Annotated in this window: 14 protein-coding genes; 8 read left to right on the top strand and 6 right to left on the bottom strand. The window is 74.4% G+C overall.

The features are described from left to right. Positions 1-48: 48 nt before the first annotated feature. Together OG386_RS33050 and OG386_RS33045 are read right to left on the bottom strand one after the other, a co-directional pair. Positions 49-1,824 (bottom strand): class I adenylate-forming enzyme family protein, encoded by a 1,776-nt coding sequence (locus OG386_RS33050; protein WP_405786714.1) that lies wholly within the window; start codon positions 1,822-1,824, stop codon positions 49-51. Continuing rightward, a complete protein-coding gene (locus OG386_RS33045; protein ID WP_376150910.1) occupies positions 1,809-2,573 on the bottom strand; it encodes an SDR family oxidoreductase in 765 nt (254 codons plus the stop codon). The genes OG386_RS33050 and OG386_RS33045 overlap by 16 nt, the downstream gene beginning before the upstream one ends. Before the next feature lie 95 nt (positions 2,574-2,668). On the opposite strand from OG386_RS33045, the gene OG386_RS33040 reads away from it, so the two are divergent. From OG386_RS33040 to OG386_RS33025, 4 genes are all read left to right on the top strand, one after another. Continuing rightward, entirely contained in the window at positions 2,669-3,919 is a 1,251-nt protein-coding gene (locus OG386_RS33040) for an exo-beta-N-acetylmuramidase NamZ family protein (protein ID WP_328791113.1), read from the top strand. Between the two features lie 83 nt (positions 3,920-4,002). After that, positions 4,003-5,334 (top strand): serine-threonine protein kinase, encoded by a 1,332-nt coding sequence (locus tag OG386_RS33035; RefSeq protein WP_328791112.1) that lies wholly within the window; start codon positions 4,003-4,005, stop codon positions 5,332-5,334. Positions 5,335-5,429: 95 nt separating this feature from the next. Next, entirely contained in the window at positions 5,430-6,029 is a 600-nt protein-coding gene (locus tag OG386_RS33030) for a hypothetical protein (protein WP_327386255.1), read from the top strand. Continuing rightward, complete coding sequence (locus tag OG386_RS33025; protein WP_328791111.1) at positions 6,026-6,802, top strand: 3-keto-5-aminohexanoate cleavage protein; 777 nt, start codon at positions 6,026-6,028, stop codon at positions 6,800-6,802. Before OG386_RS33030 ends, OG386_RS33025 begins: the two co-directional genes overlap by 4 nt. On the opposite strand, the gene soxR is transcribed toward OG386_RS33025, so the two are convergent. After that, positions 6,783-7,226, bottom strand: coding sequence for a redox-sensitive transcriptional activator SoxR (gene soxR, locus OG386_RS33020; protein WP_327386253.1), 444 nt, complete (start codon positions 7,224-7,226; stop codon positions 6,783-6,785). The genes OG386_RS33025 and soxR overlap by 20 nt on opposite strands. Positions 7,227-7,331: 105 nt before the next feature. Here soxR and OG386_RS33015 point away from each other — a divergent pair, with 105 nt between their 5' ends. Next, positions 7,332-7,793 (top strand): MaoC family dehydratase, encoded by a 462-nt coding sequence (locus OG386_RS33015; protein WP_266598305.1) that lies wholly within the window; start codon positions 7,332-7,334, stop codon positions 7,791-7,793. Positions 7,794-7,829: 36 nt separating this feature from the next. Here OG386_RS33015 and OG386_RS33010 read toward each other — a convergent pair whose 3' ends face one another. From OG386_RS33010 to OG386_RS33000, 3 genes are all read right to left on the bottom strand, one after another. Next, positions 7,830-8,465, bottom strand: coding sequence for a TetR/AcrR family transcriptional regulator (locus OG386_RS33010; RefSeq protein ID WP_328791110.1), 636 nt, complete (start codon positions 8,463-8,465; stop codon positions 7,830-7,832). 108 nt (positions 8,466-8,573) lie between these two features. After that, positions 8,574-8,861, bottom strand: coding sequence for a YiaA/YiaB family inner membrane protein (locus tag OG386_RS33005; protein WP_030011866.1), 288 nt, complete (start codon positions 8,859-8,861; stop codon positions 8,574-8,576). A gap of 59 nt (positions 8,862-8,920) precedes the next feature. Beyond that, positions 8,921-10,072 carry an acyl-CoA dehydrogenase family protein gene (locus OG386_RS33000; protein WP_328791109.1) on the bottom strand — a complete coding sequence of 384 codons (1,152 nt, stop codon included), beginning with the start codon at positions 10,070-10,072 and terminating at the stop codon, positions 8,921-8,923. A gap of 68 nt (positions 10,073-10,140) precedes the next feature. On the opposite strand from OG386_RS33000, the gene OG386_RS32995 reads away from it, so the two are divergent. The 3 genes from OG386_RS32995 to OG386_RS32985 all read left to right on the top strand — a co-directional run bounded on the left by OG386_RS32995 (position 10,141) and on the right by OG386_RS32985 (position 14,804). Next, complete coding sequence (locus tag OG386_RS32995) at positions 10,141-10,788, top strand: TetR/AcrR family transcriptional regulator (RefSeq protein ID WP_328791108.1); 648 nt, start codon at positions 10,141-10,143, stop codon at positions 10,786-10,788. Positions 10,789-10,942: 154 nt separating this feature from the next. Continuing rightward, positions 10,943-11,737 carry an SDR family oxidoreductase gene (locus tag OG386_RS32990; protein WP_328793463.1) on the top strand — a complete coding sequence of 265 codons (795 nt, stop codon included), beginning with the start codon at positions 10,943-10,945 and terminating at the stop codon, positions 11,735-11,737. A 91-nt stretch (positions 11,738-11,828) separates the two neighbouring features. Next, on the top strand, positions 11,829-14,804 hold the full coding sequence (locus OG386_RS32985; RefSeq protein WP_328791107.1) for a BTAD domain-containing putative transcriptional regulator: 2,976 nt from the start codon (positions 11,829-11,831) through the stop codon (positions 14,802-14,804). Positions 14,805-14,810 lie beyond the last annotated feature (6 nt).

Raw genomic sequence — 14,810 nt, 5'->3', positions numbered from 1 at the left:
CGTTCCTGCCTGGTCACGACGACCAGCTGTACGACCGTCCGACTGTTTTCAGCCGCGATCGCGCAGTTCCCGTCGCAGGATCTTGCCACTGGTCGTCTTCGGAAGGACAGGCAGGATCTCGACCTGGCGCGGGTATTTGTACGCGGCGATGCGCTCGGCGCAGTAGGCGGTGAGCTCCGCCGGCTCCGCCGAGGTGCCGGGACGCAGGCTCACGTACGCCTTCACGCTCTCCCCGCGGTACGCGTCGGGGACGCCGACCACGGCGGCCTCGCGGACGGCGGGGTGGGTGTAGAGCACGTCCTCGACCTCCCGCGGCCAGACCTTGAAGCCGGAGGCGTTGATCATGTCCTTCTTGCGGTCGACGACGTAGAGCCAGCCGTCGGGGTCCATGAATCCGACGTCGCCGGTGCGCAGTTCGCCGTCCGGGAAGGCCTCGGCGGACTCCGCGGGCAGTCCCCAGTAGCCGGGCACCACCTGCGGGCCGCGGACGGCGATCTCACCCGTCTCGCCGAAGGGGACCTCGGCGCCCTGCTCGTCGAGGATGCGGACCACGGTGTCGGCGCCGGGCAGGCCCACGGAGAGGGTGCCGGAGGCGGGGTCGACGGGGGCTTCGAGGTGCACGGGCACGCTGGCGCACGGGGCGGTGCACTCGGTGAGGCCGTAGCCGTTGCGGAGGTAGAAGCCGAAGGCGGTGCGCAGGCGCTCGACGAGCGCGGGCGGGAGCGGGGCGCCGCCGGAGGAGATCACCCGGAACGAGGCGAAGTGGTCCGGGGTGACCTCGGGGTGGGCGGCGAGGGCCATGAAGGCGGTGGCCGGGCCGACGGTGTAGGCCGGGCGGTGTTCGAGGAAGGCGTCGAGGACGGCGCCGGCGTCGAAGCGGTGGGCGAGGACCAGGGTGCCGGCGTTGGCCAGGCAGGCGGCGAGCTCGCAGACCATGCCGGTGATGTGGAAGAGGGGCGCGAGGGCGAAGTAGGTGGCGCCCTCGGGGAGGGGGTGGGAGGTCACCTGCCGGACGGCGTTGTAGGTCAGCGCGCCGTGCGGGTTCATCGCGCCCTTGGGGGTGCCGCTGGTGCCGGAGGTGTAGCTGATGAGGGCGGTGTCGGCGGCGGTGAGGTGCGGGTCGTCCGGCGCGGGCCGCCTGCCGCGGGCCACGGTGAAGAGGTCCGCGGCGATGTCGGCGGCGTCCGGGTCGGCCGGGTGCTCGCGGTCGGGCACCGCGTCGGGCGCGTCGGCCTGGGCGGGCACGAACGGCCGGGCGGGGGCGGCGGCCCGGTCCGGGGCGGGGCCGAAGACGCGCGGGTCGTCGCGCGTCTGGAAGTCCAGGTCCGAGGCGGTCAGCACGGTCCGCACGGCGCTGTCCCGCACGGCCTCGCGCAGGTACGTCGTCCACGCGCCGCCGTCGCAGACCAGGGCGGCGGCCCCGGAGTCGCGCAGGACGTGCCCGACCTCGCCGGACTTGTACATGGGATTGAGCGGGACGACGACGGCCCCGGCCTTCCAGGCCGCGAGGACGGCGAGCACGAAGTGCGGGGTGTTCTGCAGCATGACGGCGACCCGGTCCCCGCGGCGGATGCCGCGCGCCGCGAGGTGGCCGGCGACGGAGTCGGACAGCCCGTCGGCCTCGGCGTAGCCGATCCGGCCGTCGAAGTAGGCCAGGGCGGTGCGTTCGGGGGCCCGGGCGACGGCCTCGCGGAAGGCGTGCAGCACGGTGGGCGGCGGTGCGACGGGCGCCCGCTGGACCGCGGCGAGCAGCCCGAGCCACGGCTTGGCGGAGTACCGGGAAGCGTCGGAGGTGGACCGGGAAGGGGTCACCGGGTCTCCCATTTCTGCTGGAGGTGGTTCATGCCGCTCAGCCAGCGGTCCGGCTCGGTGGCGCGGGCGGCGTAGAAATCGGCGACCTCGGGGTGCGGGAGGATCAAGAACCGGCCCTTCTCCATGCCGTCGAACAGTGCGTCCGCGACCGCTTCCGGCTCGATCGCGGTCGGCGCGAGCACGAGTTCGCCCGCCGAGCCCGCGGCGGTCAGCATGTCGGTGCGCACCCCTTGCGGGCAGATGGCGTGGACCTGGACCCCGCGGTGGCGGTAGGTCAGCGAGAGCCATTCGGCGAAGGCGAGCGCACCGTGCTTGGTGACACTGTACGGGGCCGCTCCGATCATGGTCAGGAGCCCGGCGGCCGAGACGGTGGACACGAAGCGACCGCTCTCCCGCTCCAGCCAGTCCGGCAGCAGCGCTCTGGCGGCGCGGACGTGGGCCATGACGTTGGTGTCCCAGGCCGCTTCCCAGACGACCTCGTCGGCGAAGGCGTCGCCGCCCGAGGCGAGCCCGGCGTTGGCGCAGTAGACGTCGACCGTGCCGCCGAGGGCCTCGCGGGCCTCGGCCACGATCGCCGAGGCGTCGCCCGGCACCGGAATCGCCCGGGCGCCGATCGCGGCCGCGACCGCGGCGGCCTTGGCCGGGTCGAGGTCGTTGACCACCACCGTGGCGCCCTCGGCCGCGAAGCGGTGCGCGAGGGCGGCGCCGATGCCGCCGCCCGCGCCGGTGACGACGACTCGCTGGTCCTGGTACGCGCTCACGGGGTCCACCTCTCGTGCGGCCGGATGCCGGATCGCGGGCAGACTAACCGGTCGGTATGTCGAGAGGAAAGGGGCGCGACGCCTAGCGTGGCCGGATGACGGTGTCGCGACGCGGGATGCTGGGACTGGCGGGGGCCATCGGATCGGCGGGCGCGCTGGGGGCGGGCGGGGCGGCCGGGTCCACGGCGTCGGCCGGACGGGTGCGTACCGGCTTCGAGCGGCTCGCCGCGGACGGGTACGCAGCACTGGCCGGACAGAAGGTCGGGGTGGTCACCAACCCCACCGGGATCACCGCCGACGCCCGGCACCTGGTCGACGTACTGCACGCGGACGAACGGGTCGACCTGGTGGCGGTGTTCGGGCCCGAGCACGGCTTCCGCGGAACGGCGCAGGCGGGCGGCTCGGAGGGGGCCTCCCGGGATCCGGCGACCGGGCTCGCGGTGTACGACACGTACGACAAGAGCGGGCAGAAGCTCGCGGACGTGTTCACGGCGGCCGGGATCGACACCGTCGTCTTCGACATCCAGGACGTCGGGGCGCGCTTCTACACCTACGTCTGGACCCTCTACGACTGCATGCGCGCGGCCGCCCTCGCCGGCAAGACGGTGGTGGTGCTGGACCGGCCCAATCCGGTGGGCGGCCGGCGGGCCGCGGGACCCGTGCTGGAGCGGCCGTACGCGAGCTTCGTCGGCCGCGAGCCGATCGCCCTCGCACACGGGATGACGGTGGCCGAGCTGGCCCGGCTCTTCAACGGCGAGTTCCTGGCGGACCGCCCGGTCGGGCTGCGGACGGTGGCGATGTCCGGATGGCGGCGGGAGTCGTTCTTCGGGGAGACCGGGCTGCCCTGGGTGCCGCCGAGCCCGAACGTGCCGACCCCGGACACGGCCCTCGCGTACGCCGGTACCTGCCTGTTCGAGGGGACGAACCTCTCCGAGGGGCGCGGGACGACCACGCCCTTCGAGGTGGTCGGTGCGGAGGGGATCGACCGGCGGTGGGCGGAGGCGGCGAACGCGCTGGGGCTGCCCGGGGTGTGGTTCCGGGAGGCGTACTTCACGCCGACCTTCTCCAAGCACGTGGGCAAGGTGTGCGGCGGGGTCCGGCTGATCGTGCACGACCGGGCGGCCTTCGACCCGGTACGGGCCGGGATCGGCCTGCTGATCACGGCGCGGCGGGTGTGGAGCGGCTTCGGCTGGCGCGCGGACCACTGGATCGACCGGCTCACGGGCTCGGACCGGGTGCGGACGCTGGTGGACGCCGGGGCGGACGTGGACGAGGTCGCGGGTGACTGGGCGGCGGGGCTGGCGCGCTTCGCGGCGGTGCGCGAGGAGTACCTGCTGTATCCGTGATCCGACCGCGTCGGGGGGCTGGCCGGGCGGGCGCCGCAGCAGGATGCTGGCTGCACCGGAGGCACGGCGTGAAGGGGGACGTCATGACGGACGTCGGTGGCGGGTTCGGTGTCGGTGTCGGTGTCGGGGCAGGTGTCGGGGTCGGGCCGTACGCGGAGCTGACTTTCGACTCCGAAGGGGACGTGGACCGGGTCACGCAGGGGGCGGTGTCCCGGATGGAGGCGACCGACCTGCTGGTCTTCGCACACGGCTGGAACAGCGACCGGTCCACGGCGACGCGCCTCTACGACCGGTTCTTCGCACCCTTCCAGGAGCTGGTGGGGTCCGGGGTGCGCCTGGGGTACGTGGGTGTCGTATGGCCCGCGATGCGCTTCTCCGACGAGCCGATACCGGACTTCGACGCGTCGGGCGTCCTCGCGGAACCGGGCTTCGCCTGCGCGCTGGACCCGCTCACCCGCCGGGCGCTCGGGGAGTTCTGGCCGGAGCGACGGGCGGAGCTGGACAGGGTGGCGGAACTGCTGGAGGAGCAGCCGGATTCGGCGGCCGCCTTCATCGAGTTCGGGGCCCTGGTGCGCGAGTTGGCGGGGGTGGACGCGGTGCCCGCGGCGGTCGCACCGTCGGTACCCGCGATCTTCACGAACGATGTGCTGGAGGTGTGCAGGGCCCTTTCCGTTGCCCTGGTCAGGGCGGGCGCGCCGGGCGCGGCTGATCCGGCGGGCCCCGACGGTCCGGGGCTCACGGTCGGCGGCGGGCTGCGCGGGCTGTGGGGCGGCGCCAAGGAACTGCTGCGCCAGGCGGCGTACTACAAGATGAAGAAGCGGGCGGGCGTGGTCGGCGAACGCGGCCTCGGCCCCGTGCTGGCCCAGCTGGCGGCCGCCCGCCCCGCCCTGCGGTTCCATCTGATCGGACACAGCTTCGGGGCACGCGTGGTGTCCTTCTCCCTGCGCGCGGTGCCGGACCGGGCCCGGTACGTGAAATCCGTGACCCTGCTCCAGGGGGCCTTCTCGCACTACGCGTTCGCCGACCGGCTGCCGCACGACAAGGGCAACGGCGGCGCACTGCGCGGGCTCCAGCGCCGGGTCGACGGGCCGGTGGTCGCCTGCCATTCCCCGCACGACTCGGCCCTCAAGATCTTCTACCCGCTGGCCTCCCGGATGGCGGGCGATTCGGCCGGACTTCTGGGTTTCGACGAGCGGTGGGGCGCCATCGGGCACGACGGGGTCCAGGCGGTCCCGGGTGCGCCCCGGCTGAGCTTGGACACCGTGCTGCGCGAGGGGCTGCCCGCATCCGGTTGCGTCAGCGTGGACGCGGGCTCCGTGGTGCGGCGCGGCGGCGCCCCGTCGGGGGCGCACAGCGACATCTGCCACGAGGAACTGGCCCGGGTGGTGGTGACAGCGGGGCGCATGGGGCGCTGAGTTCTGGCCATGTGCCACCCGCACGCCTCGTCCGCCCCCGCATGCGCCCGCCCTCGGCCGGGCATGTTGGGCACATCGGTGGAGGTGATGGTGTGATGGCGGGATTCCGGAGTCTGGCCTACCAAGTGCGCGACGCGCGCAACGACCGGGCCTTGCGGCGCCACTCGCTGCGCCGCTGCCTGGAGCGGTTCGCTCCGTACGGGCACCGGGCCACGTGGTGGCACTTGTGCGACCGGCACGGGATCGCCCCGGAGGACCGGGGCGCCGATCCGTTGCGGCTGGTCGCAGCCCTGGAGGAGCTGGAGGACGCGCGGGCCGTCTGGTTGGAGTACGAGCGCCAGTTCGCGGAACGCCGCCGGCGCGAGAAGCACCACGGGCTGCGCCGCCCGGAGTGGGCGTGGGGCGGGAGCGGGGACGCGGTGGTGCGGTGCGCGGACCCGGGGGTCCGGCCGGAGGGGGCGCTGGGCGAGGTGCTGCGCAGGCTGGTGCGGGCACTGGAGTCGGCGCCGGGCACGGCGTGTCCGGTGTGCGGGGACACCGAACTGCACTGGCCGGAGGTGGCTCCGGTCGGCCCCTGGGCGGGGGCACTGGCCTGGGACGGGCCGGTGTGCGCGGGCTGCGGGATCGTGGTGCCCAGACCGGCCCTGGTGGACACCCCGGCGCTGCTGGACATCCCCTCGGCGGGAGCCGCGTGAGAACGTCGCCGCCGGTACCGCTGCCGCTGTCGGTGTCGGTGTCGGTGTCGGTGTCGGTGAACGGCTCGCGGAGCGCCGCGGACGGCCCGGCCGTGCCGATGTCGCCGGGCGCGCTGGCGGAATCGGCACTCGCGGCCGTCGGCGCCGGAGCCGCGGAGGTGCTGGTGCATCCGCGGACGCCGTGCGGGCGGGAGAGCCTCTCGCCGCGCGTGGTCGGACCGGTGTTGGAGGTGTTGCGGCGCACGGGGGTCGGCGTAGCGCTGTCGGTGCCGGTGTCGATCGCGGCCGAGCCCGATCCCGCGGGGCGGCTGGAGCGGGTGGCTTCGTGGACGGTGCTGCCGGACCGGGCGGTGGTGCACTTCGGGCAGCCGGGCGCCGCGGAGCTCGCACGGGCCCTGCTGGCACGCGGGGTCGCGGTGGACGCGGTGGTGCCGCTGGGCGGTGCGGCCGGGCCGGAGCCGCTGGCCGGGTTCCTGGCCTGGCCGGTGCGTGAGCCCCGGCGGGTCCGGCTCTCGGCCGAGCTGGCGGCGGCCGATCCGGCCCTGGTCGCGGGGCTGCGCGCGCTGCCGCCCGTACCGGTGCTGCTGTACGGGCGGGACGCGGCCGCCTGGCCGGTGCTGCGGCTGGCCGCGCGGTGCGGCACCGGCGTGCGGACCGGCATGGGCGACGTGACGCACCTGCCCGACGGACGGCCGGCCCGGTCCAACGCCGAACTGGTTTCGGTGGCGCGGGACTTGGTGGTGCGGGCGGCGGCTACAGCCGCGAGCCGGTGAGCCGCTCGCCGAAGACGTCGTCCGGGTTGGACAGCGCACAGGTCTCCATCGACAGGCAGCCGCAGCCGATGCAGTCCGTCAGGTGGTCGCGCAGACGGCCGAGTCGGGTGATGCGGTCGTCGAGTTCGGCGCGCCAGGCCTCGGAAAGACGGGCCCAGTCCTGACGGTTGGGGGTGCGCTCCTCGGGAAGCTGGGCCAGCGCCTCGCGGATGCTGGCCAGCGGGATGCCCACGCGCTGGGCGGCGCGCACGAAGGCCACCCGGCGCAGCGCGTCACGCGTGTAGCGGCGCTGGTTTCCGGAGGTGCGGCGGCTGCTGATCAGGCCCTTGGCCTCGTAGAAGTGGAGCGCCGAGACGGCCGCGCCGCTACGGGCGGACAGCTGACCGACGGTGAGCTCGTGGACTTTCTCGGGAATCTGCGGCACCTGGCCGAGCGTAGTCGGAGGTCCGTTGACATACGCATACGGCCCCAGCATGCTGAGCAAGCGCTTATTCGTCCGTCAGTGGTCCGCGAGAGACAGGAACAGGGCATGGCCGAGCCGAGGGTCTTCACGTCCGCCGAGGAGCTGCACGCCGGGATCGGCGAACCGCTCGGCCCCAGCGAGTGGCTGGAGGTGGACCAGAAGCGGATCGACCTCTTCGCGGACGCCACCGGGGATCACCAGTGGATCCACGTGGACCCGGAGCGCGCAGCGGGCGGACCCTTCGGTTCCACCATCGCGCACGGCTATCTGACGCTGTCGCTGCTGCCCAGCCTGGTGCCGCAGATCATGCGGGTCGAGGGCATGCGGATGGGCCTCAACTACGGGACGAACAAGGTCCGCTTCCCGGCGCCGGTGCCGGTCGGTTCGCGGCTGCGCGCTGTCGCCGTGATCACGGAGGTCGCGGAGGCGGGCGGCGGCGTACAGGTCACGGCCACCGTCACGGTCGAGCGCGAGGGCGGCGACAAGCCGGTGTGCGTGGCGGAGTCGGTGTCGCGCTACTACTTCTGAAGCCCGTCCGGACCGCCGCGCAGGGGGGCGCCGGTACTACTGCGCGGGGCCCGGCCGCGCGGCAACCATGCGCAGCACGAGGTCGGCGTAGAGCCCGCCGACCTCGTCGGGCGTGCGCTGTCCGACCGCGTTGAACCAGCGGGCCACGTCGATGCACAGCGACAGCACGGCGAGCGTGGTGCCCGGCACGTCGGGGACGTCGAACTCCCCCGCGGCCACCCCGTCGGCGATGATGCGGCGCACGGCCGCGTCGCTCTGCCGGCGCAGCTCCACGATCTCGGTGCGGTGCTCCGGAGCGAGGGCGTCGAGCTCGTACTGGACCACGCGCGCGGTGGTGTGGTGCGCCGCGTGCCAGCGCACGAAGGACCGTACGGCGGCATCGAGCCGGTCGGCGGCGCTGCCGGGGCCGTCGGCGGCGACGGTCAGGATCTCCAGCGCCTTGTCGTGGCCGATCCGGCTGATCCGGTGGAGCAGCTCTTCCTTGGTCTTGTAGTGGATGTAGAGCGCGGCCGGGCTCATCCCGGCACGGCCCGCGATGTCACGGGTGGTGGTGGCGTGGTACCCGCGCTCGGCGAAGGCGTCGACGGCGGCGACGAGCAGCCGCCGTGCGGCGTCGGGGGTGACCTCGGACCACGGCCGGTAGCCGTCGACCGTATCCTCCGCGCTGCCCATCGCTCACTCACCCTTCACCGTGTGGAAGTGAACACCCTACCGGAGGGTGAGCAAGCGCTTAGCGATGTCGGGCCGACCGGGCCCGGCGAGCCGGCTGCACCGAGCCGGCTACTTCGGCGCGAAGGGATCGTACTCGGCCATGATCTTCTCCATCCTGGCCTGATCCACCCGGCTGACGATCTGCGTGACCTCCTGGCGGTCGCGGATCACCTTGGCGAGGGTGAAGGCCGAGGTGGTGAGGTAGAGGACCGCGATGCCGAGGAAGGCCCGGACCCAGCCGTTCGCCTCCAGGTTGTAGATCCCCACGGCCACGGCGCCGATGGCGATGCCGAAGGAGGCGACGGCCTGGCCGTAGTACGCCCCCGTGCTCTGCTGCTTGACCGGTGTCTCGTTCATGGGTCGAGCATCGGGCGGAGCGCGCGCGGGCACATCCGCACGCGTACTCATGCGGGTACTCAGAAGGCGGAAACCCCGGTGCGGGCGCGACCGATGAGCAGCTTCTGGATCTGACTGGTTCCCTCGTACAGGGTCATCACGCGGGCGTCGCGCAGCAGCTTGCCCGCCGGGTACTCGTCGATGTAGCCGTAGCCGCCGTGCACCTGGAGGGCGTTGCTCGCCGCGCGCACGGCGGCTTCGGAGGCGAAGAGCTTGGCGGTGGAGGATTCGGTGGCGAAGGGCTGCCCGCGGTCGATGAGGTCGGCCACCCGCCAGGTCAGCAGGCGGGCGGCGTCCACGTCGACCGAGATGTCGGCGATGAGCTCCTGAACCAGCTGGTGGTGGGCGATCGGCCGGCCGAACTGCTCGCGCTGGGCGGCGTACGAGACGGCCGCGTCCAGGGCCGCCTGGGCGATGCCGACGCAGCCGGCGGCGACCGACATCCGGCCCTTGGCGAGGGCCGACATGGCGACCGAGAAGCCCTTGCCCTCGGGGCCGAGCATCGCGGAGGCGGGCACGCGGACTCCGTCGAGGACGAGCTCGGCGGTGGCCTGGCCGCGCAGGCCGAGTTTGCCGTGGATCTCGCGGCGGGTCAGTCCCGGGGCGTCGGTGGGGACGAGGAAGGCGGAGACCCCGCGGTGGCCGGGCTCGTCGCCGGTCCGGGCGAAGAGCAGCACCACGTCGGCCCAGGTGCCGTTGGTGATGAACATCTTGCTGCCGTCGAGGACGTACGCGTCATCCGCGCGCACGGCGCGGGTGGTGAGGTTGCCGGCGTCGGAACCGGTGCCGGGCTCGGTCAGGCCGAAGCAGCCGAGCGCGTCGCCGGAGCACAGTCGGGGCAGCCAGGCGCGCTTGTGCTCCTCGGTGCCCCAGGCGGCGATGGTCTTGGCGACGAGGCCGAGGGAGACGGAGACGATCCCGCGCACGGCGGAGTCGCCGCGTCCGAGCTCCTCGGTGACCAGTGCGTAGGAGAGGTGGTCACCGCCGGAGCCGCCGTACTCCTCGGGGACGGTCAGGCCGAGGAAGCCGAGCGCGCCCAGCTTCTTCACGATGGCCCGGTCCACGCTCTCGGCGCGGTCCCACTCGGCGGCGTACGGGACGACCTCGCGCTCGGTGAACTCGCGGGCGAGCCGGCGGACGGCGGTCTGCTCCTCGCTCAGCTCCAGATTCACCGGGCACCTCCTGGGCGGGATCGGCGCCTTTAACTAGCACCGGTAGTTTAGGGCGGGCAGGCCCTACTATGTGGCGCATGGCCAGACCGCGCAAGCCCCTCCTCAGCCGGGACCGCATCATCGAGACGGCCGGCGCCCTGGTGGACGCGGAGGGGCTGGAGGCGGTGTCGACGCGGCGGCTGGCGGCCGCGCTCGGGGTCAGCGGACCCTCGCTCTACAACCACTTCCGCACCAAGGACGAGATCCTGGACGCGGTGGCGGACGCGGTGAGCGCGCGGGTGGACCTGTCGATGTTCGACGGCGGCCAGGACTGGCGGGCGGCTCTGCACGCGTGGGCGCACTCCTACCGGGACGCCCTGGCGGACCACCCGAACATCGTGCCGGTACTGGCGCGCGGGCCGGGCCGCCGGCCGGCCGGGCTGCGGCTGGCGGACGCGGTGTTCGGGGCGATGACGGCGGCGGGCTGGCCGGCGGCGCAGGCGACCCGGATCGGCGCACTGATGCGGTACTTCATCCTGGGCTCGGCGGTGGCCTCCTTCGCCGGGGGCTTCGTGGACGACCGCACGGCATACGACCCGGCGGACTACCCGCACCTGGGCCAGGCCCACCTGCTCGCGGAGCGCGGGCGCGAGGTGGACGAGGGCGCCTTCGAGACCGGCCTCGCGGCGCTGTTGGACGGACTGGCCCTGCAGTACGAGGCGCTGCCCGCCTCCTGAGCGGGGATCCGGTGAGCCGGCGGTGAGCGCGCGGTGAGCCGCCGCGGTGAGTCTTGCCCCATCGCCGGATCCACCGAGGACCGGCCGCCGAGCAAGGGGTAGGGCCATGGGGATGCACACGGGCACGGGCACGGGCACGGGCGCCGGCACGGGCATGGGCGCCGGCACGGGCACGGGCACGGGCACGCTGAACGGCAAGACGGCACTGGTGACGGGCGGTTCGCGCGGGATCGGCCGGGCGGTCGCGCTGCGGCTCGCGGCCGAGGGCGCTCTCGTCGCCGTCCACCACGGCGGCAACGAGGCCGCGGCCGGCGGGACCGTGGCGCGGATCGAGGCGGCGGGCGGCCGGGCGTTCGCCGTCGCGGCACGCTTCGGCGAGGACGGCGCCGTGGACCGGCTGTTCGAGGGCCTGACCGCGGGACTGGCGGGGCGCGGGCTGGACATCCTGGTCAACAATGCGGGCATCAGCTCCGGCAACCCGATCGCGCACGTCACCCCCGAGGAGCTCGACCGGCTGCTCGCCGTCAACGTCAGCACGCCGTTCTTCGTGGTCCAGCGCGCGCTGGGGCTGCTGAACGACGGCGGCCGCATCGTCAACATGGGTTCGACGGCCAGCCGGTTCGCCGTCTCCACGCAGATCGGCTACACCATCAGCAAGGCGGCCCTGGAGTCGATGACCCCGTCGCTGGCCAACGAGCTCGGCAGCCGCGGCATCACGGTGAACACCGTCGCACCCGGCGCCGTGCGGACCGACATGACCGCCGGCCACACCGCCGTCCCCGAGGTGGTCGCCGGGCTGGAATCGATCACGGCGCTCGGCCGGCTCGGCGAGCCCGAGGACATCGCCGACGTCGTCGGCTTCCTGGCGGGCCCGCAGGGCCGGTGGGTGACCGGCCAGACGATCGACGTCTCGGGCGGAACGTACCTCGGCCCGATCGTCCCCGCCTGATCGCCTGATCGCCCGATCGACGACCGATCGACGACCGATCGACCGATGAATCGAACGATCAACTGATCGACTCCGGTGGATAATTGCCGGCATGCTGTTCGGAATCCTCGGTGAGACCCGGGCGTGGCACGACGACGGGGCCGAGGTTCCGCTGGGCGGACCGGCCCGCCGCGCCCTGCTGGCCCTGCTGCTGACCCACGTGGGAGAGGCCGTGTCGGCGGACCGGCTGGCCGACGCCGTCGACGCGGACGGGACCCTTTCGGCGCACGCCCTGCAGTCCCAGGTGTCCCGGCTGCGCAAGGCCCTCGGTCCGGGGGCCCCGATCGAGCAGGCCGGCGCAGGCTATCGGATCGTGGTCCCGCAGGACGACGTGGACGCCTGCCGGTTCGAGCGGCTGGCCCAGGAGGGCCGGGCCGCGCTGCGGGCCGGCGACGCCGAGCGGGCCGTCACGCTGCTGCGCGACGCGCTGGCGCTGTGGCGGGGCCCCGCCCTGGCCGGCCTCGCCGAGCGCGAGAGCGCCCGACCTGCCGCGGCGCGTCTGGAGGAGCGCCGGCTGGGGGCGCTCGAAGACCGGATCGAGGCCGAGTGCCTGCTCGGCGGCCGTCCCGGCGCCGTGCCCGAGCTGCGTGAGCTGGTCGGCCGCCATCCGCTGCGGGAACGGCTGGCGGGGCTGCTGATCCGGGCGCTGTTCGCCGAGGGGGGCCCGGCCGCCGCGCTGGTGGCGTACGAGGAGACCCGGCGGCATCTGGCCGAGGAACTGGGCACCGACCCCTCCCCCGAACTGATGTCGCTGTACGAGGAGTTGCTGAGCGTCGATCCGGGACCGGCACCCACGGCGCCGCCCGCGCAGCTGACGGCGTTCGTCGGGCGCGCCGGCGAGGTGGCCGAGGTCGCGGGGCGGCTTCGGGTGGCCCGGCTGGTCACGCTGACCGGGCCCGGCGGCGTCGGCAAGACGCGGCTGTCCGTGGAGGTCGCGGAGGCCGTCGGCACCGGGCCCGGGGCCGACGAGGTGTGCTTCGTGGAGCTGGCCCCGCTGCGCGACGGCGCCGGTCTGCCACAGGCGTTGTTGAGCGCGCTCGGCCTGCGCGCCACCGGGCTGAGCATGGGCGACGGCGGGCAGACACCGGTCGACCGCCTGATCGCGGCGCTGGCGGACCGGATGCTCCTGCTCGTCCTGGACAACTGCGAACACGTCGTCGACGAGATCGCGGCGCTGGCGGCGCGGCTGCTGGCTACCTGCCCGCAGCTGCGGGTCCTGGCGACGAGCCGGGAACCGCTCGGCATCATCGGCGAGAGCCTCTGGCCCGTGCGGCCGCTCGACGCTGACGCGGCGGTACGGCTCTTCGTCGAGCGGGCCGGCGCCGTACGGCCCGGTTTCACCGCCGATCCCGAGGTGGTCCGGCGAATCTGTGCGGCCCTCGACGATCTGCCCCTGGCCATCGAGCTCGCGGCGGCGCGCATCCGCACGCTGGACGTCGACGAACTCGCGGGACGGCTGGACGACCGGCTCGGGGTCGCGGCCCGCGGCAGCCGGGGCTCCGACGAGCGCCACCGGACCCTGCGCTCGGTCGTCGCGTGGAGCTGGGAGTTGCTCTCCGGGCCGGAGCAGCGGGCCGCACGACGGTTCACGGTCTTCGCCGGCGGCGCGACGGCCGAGTCGGCGATGCGGGTGTGCGACACCGACGGCGAGACGCTCGAAGCGCTCGTCGACAAATCGCTTCTGGAGTTCGCGGGCGGCCGCTACCGGATGCTGGAGACGATCGGCGCCTACGGCGGAGAACGGCTGGATGAGGCGGGCGAACGCGATGCTGTGCGCCGCGCCCACGCCCGGCGGTTCCTGGAGCTGGCGCGGACCGCCGACCCTCATCTGCGGCGGGCCGAGCAGTTGGAGTGGCTGCCCCGCCTGACCGCCGAGCACGGGAACCTCCTGGCGGCCCTGCGCTGGGCGGTCGAGTCGCCGGATGCGGAGACCGGCCTCGAACTGCTCGCCGCGGCCTCGCACTACCTGTGGATCCGGGGCATGTCCGCCTCCGTGGCGCCTCGGGCGATCACGCTCCTGGACACGATGGGCCCGGTACCGGGCGGGGCGATCGGCGGGGCGATGGGCGAGGTGGTCGGCGGTGGGGCGGCCGAAGCCGCGCCGTGGGGCGGACTCGGCGAGGAGTACGTCCTGTGCGTGCTGCTGGCGGCGTCCGGCGCGGCCGGGCGCCCGGTGTGGCGGCGGCACCGGGCGGCGGCCGGGCGGGCGCTGGCCGCCGCGTGGTCGGGCGCCCGCCCCGGCCGCTACCCCGTCGGCTTGTTCCTGTGGATGATGCGGAACGCGGGCGAGGCCGACGCGCAGGGCGCCTTCGCGCTCGTCTCGGCCCAGCGCGACTGCCCCGAGCCGTGGGCGCGGGCCGCAGCCCGGTACGTGTCCGGCTTCGGGCCCCTGGGTGAGGGGGACACCGCCCTGGCCGAGGAGACCTTCGGCGCCGCCGCCCGGGGGTTCCGCGAGCTCGGTGACCGCTGGGGCACCGCCCTGGTCCTGGACACCCTCGCCGGCCTGGCGGGCGGGCGCGGCGACCGCGTACGGGCCGTCGCGCTCACCGACGAGGCCCTCGCGCTCACCGAACAGCTCGGCGCCCTGGACGACCGGGCCGACCTGCTGGTCAACCGGGCCGACCACCGCGTCGGCGAGAACCCGGCCTCGGCACGCGCCGACTACGCGGAGGCCGCTGCGCTCGCCCGCCGCGCCGGCAGTGCCACCGGCCTCGCGGCGGCGCTGCGCGGACTGGCCGACATGGCCCTGCTGGACGGGGACCCGGCCGGCGCGGAGCGGCTGTACGAGGAGGCTCTGGAGCGGGCCGACCCGCACTGGGTCAAGAGCGTGGGCACCCGGGTCCGTACGCTCGCCGGCCTCGGCCGCGTCGCCGAGGCGCGCGGCGACCGTGCGACGGCCCGGACCCGCTACCGGGAGGCCGCCGAGGCCGCTGCGGGGACGGGGGCCGAGACCTCGGAAGCGCTCCGCCTGCTGGGCCTGCCGGCGAGCGTGGCCGAACGCGTCGTCGGGGCGGTGAGCGCGCGGTGAGCCCGC

This window comes from Streptomyces sp. NBC_00273 (assembly GCF_036178145.1).
Classification (GTDB): domain Bacteria; phylum Actinomycetota; class Actinomycetes; order Streptomycetales; family Streptomycetaceae; genus Streptomyces.
Note: the sequence above shows the minus strand (reverse complement) of the source record. Positions and strands in the feature narration are given on the sequence as shown.

Excerpts from the sequence above, each read along its gene's own strand:
- OG386_RS33050 (WP_405786714.1), bottom strand. The coding sequence starts at position 1,824 with ATGGGAGACCCGGTGACCCCTTCCCGGTCCACCTCCGACGCTTCCCGG.
- OG386_RS33040 (WP_328791113.1), top strand. The coding sequence starts at position 2,669 with ATGACGGTGTCGCGACGCGGGATGCTGGGACTGGCGGGGGCCATCGGA.
- OG386_RS33035 (WP_328791112.1), top strand. The coding sequence starts at position 4,003 with ATGACGGACGTCGGTGGCGGGTTCGGTGTCGGTGTCGGTGTCGGGGCA.
- OG386_RS33030 (WP_327386255.1), top strand. The coding sequence starts at position 5,430 with ATGGCGGGATTCCGGAGTCTGGCCTACCAAGTGCGCGACGCGCGCAAC.
- OG386_RS33015 (WP_266598305.1), top strand. The coding sequence starts at position 7,332 with ATGGCCGAGCCGAGGGTCTTCACGTCCGCCGAGGAGCTGCACGCCGGG.
- OG386_RS33010 (WP_328791110.1), bottom strand. The coding sequence starts at position 8,465 with ATGGGCAGCGCGGAGGATACGGTCGACGGCTACCGGCCGTGGTCCGAG.
- OG386_RS33005 (WP_030011866.1), bottom strand. The coding sequence starts at position 8,861 with ATGAACGAGACACCGGTCAAGCAGCAGAGCACGGGGGCGTACTACGGC.
- OG386_RS32995 (WP_328791108.1), top strand. The coding sequence starts at position 10,141 with ATGTGGCGCATGGCCAGACCGCGCAAGCCCCTCCTCAGCCGGGACCGC.
- OG386_RS32990 (WP_328793463.1), top strand. The coding sequence starts at position 10,943 with ATGGGCGCCGGCACGGGCACGGGCACGGGCACGCTGAACGGCAAGACG.
- OG386_RS32985 (WP_328791107.1), top strand. The coding sequence starts at position 11,829 with ATGCTGTTCGGAATCCTCGGTGAGACCCGGGCGTGGCACGACGACGGG.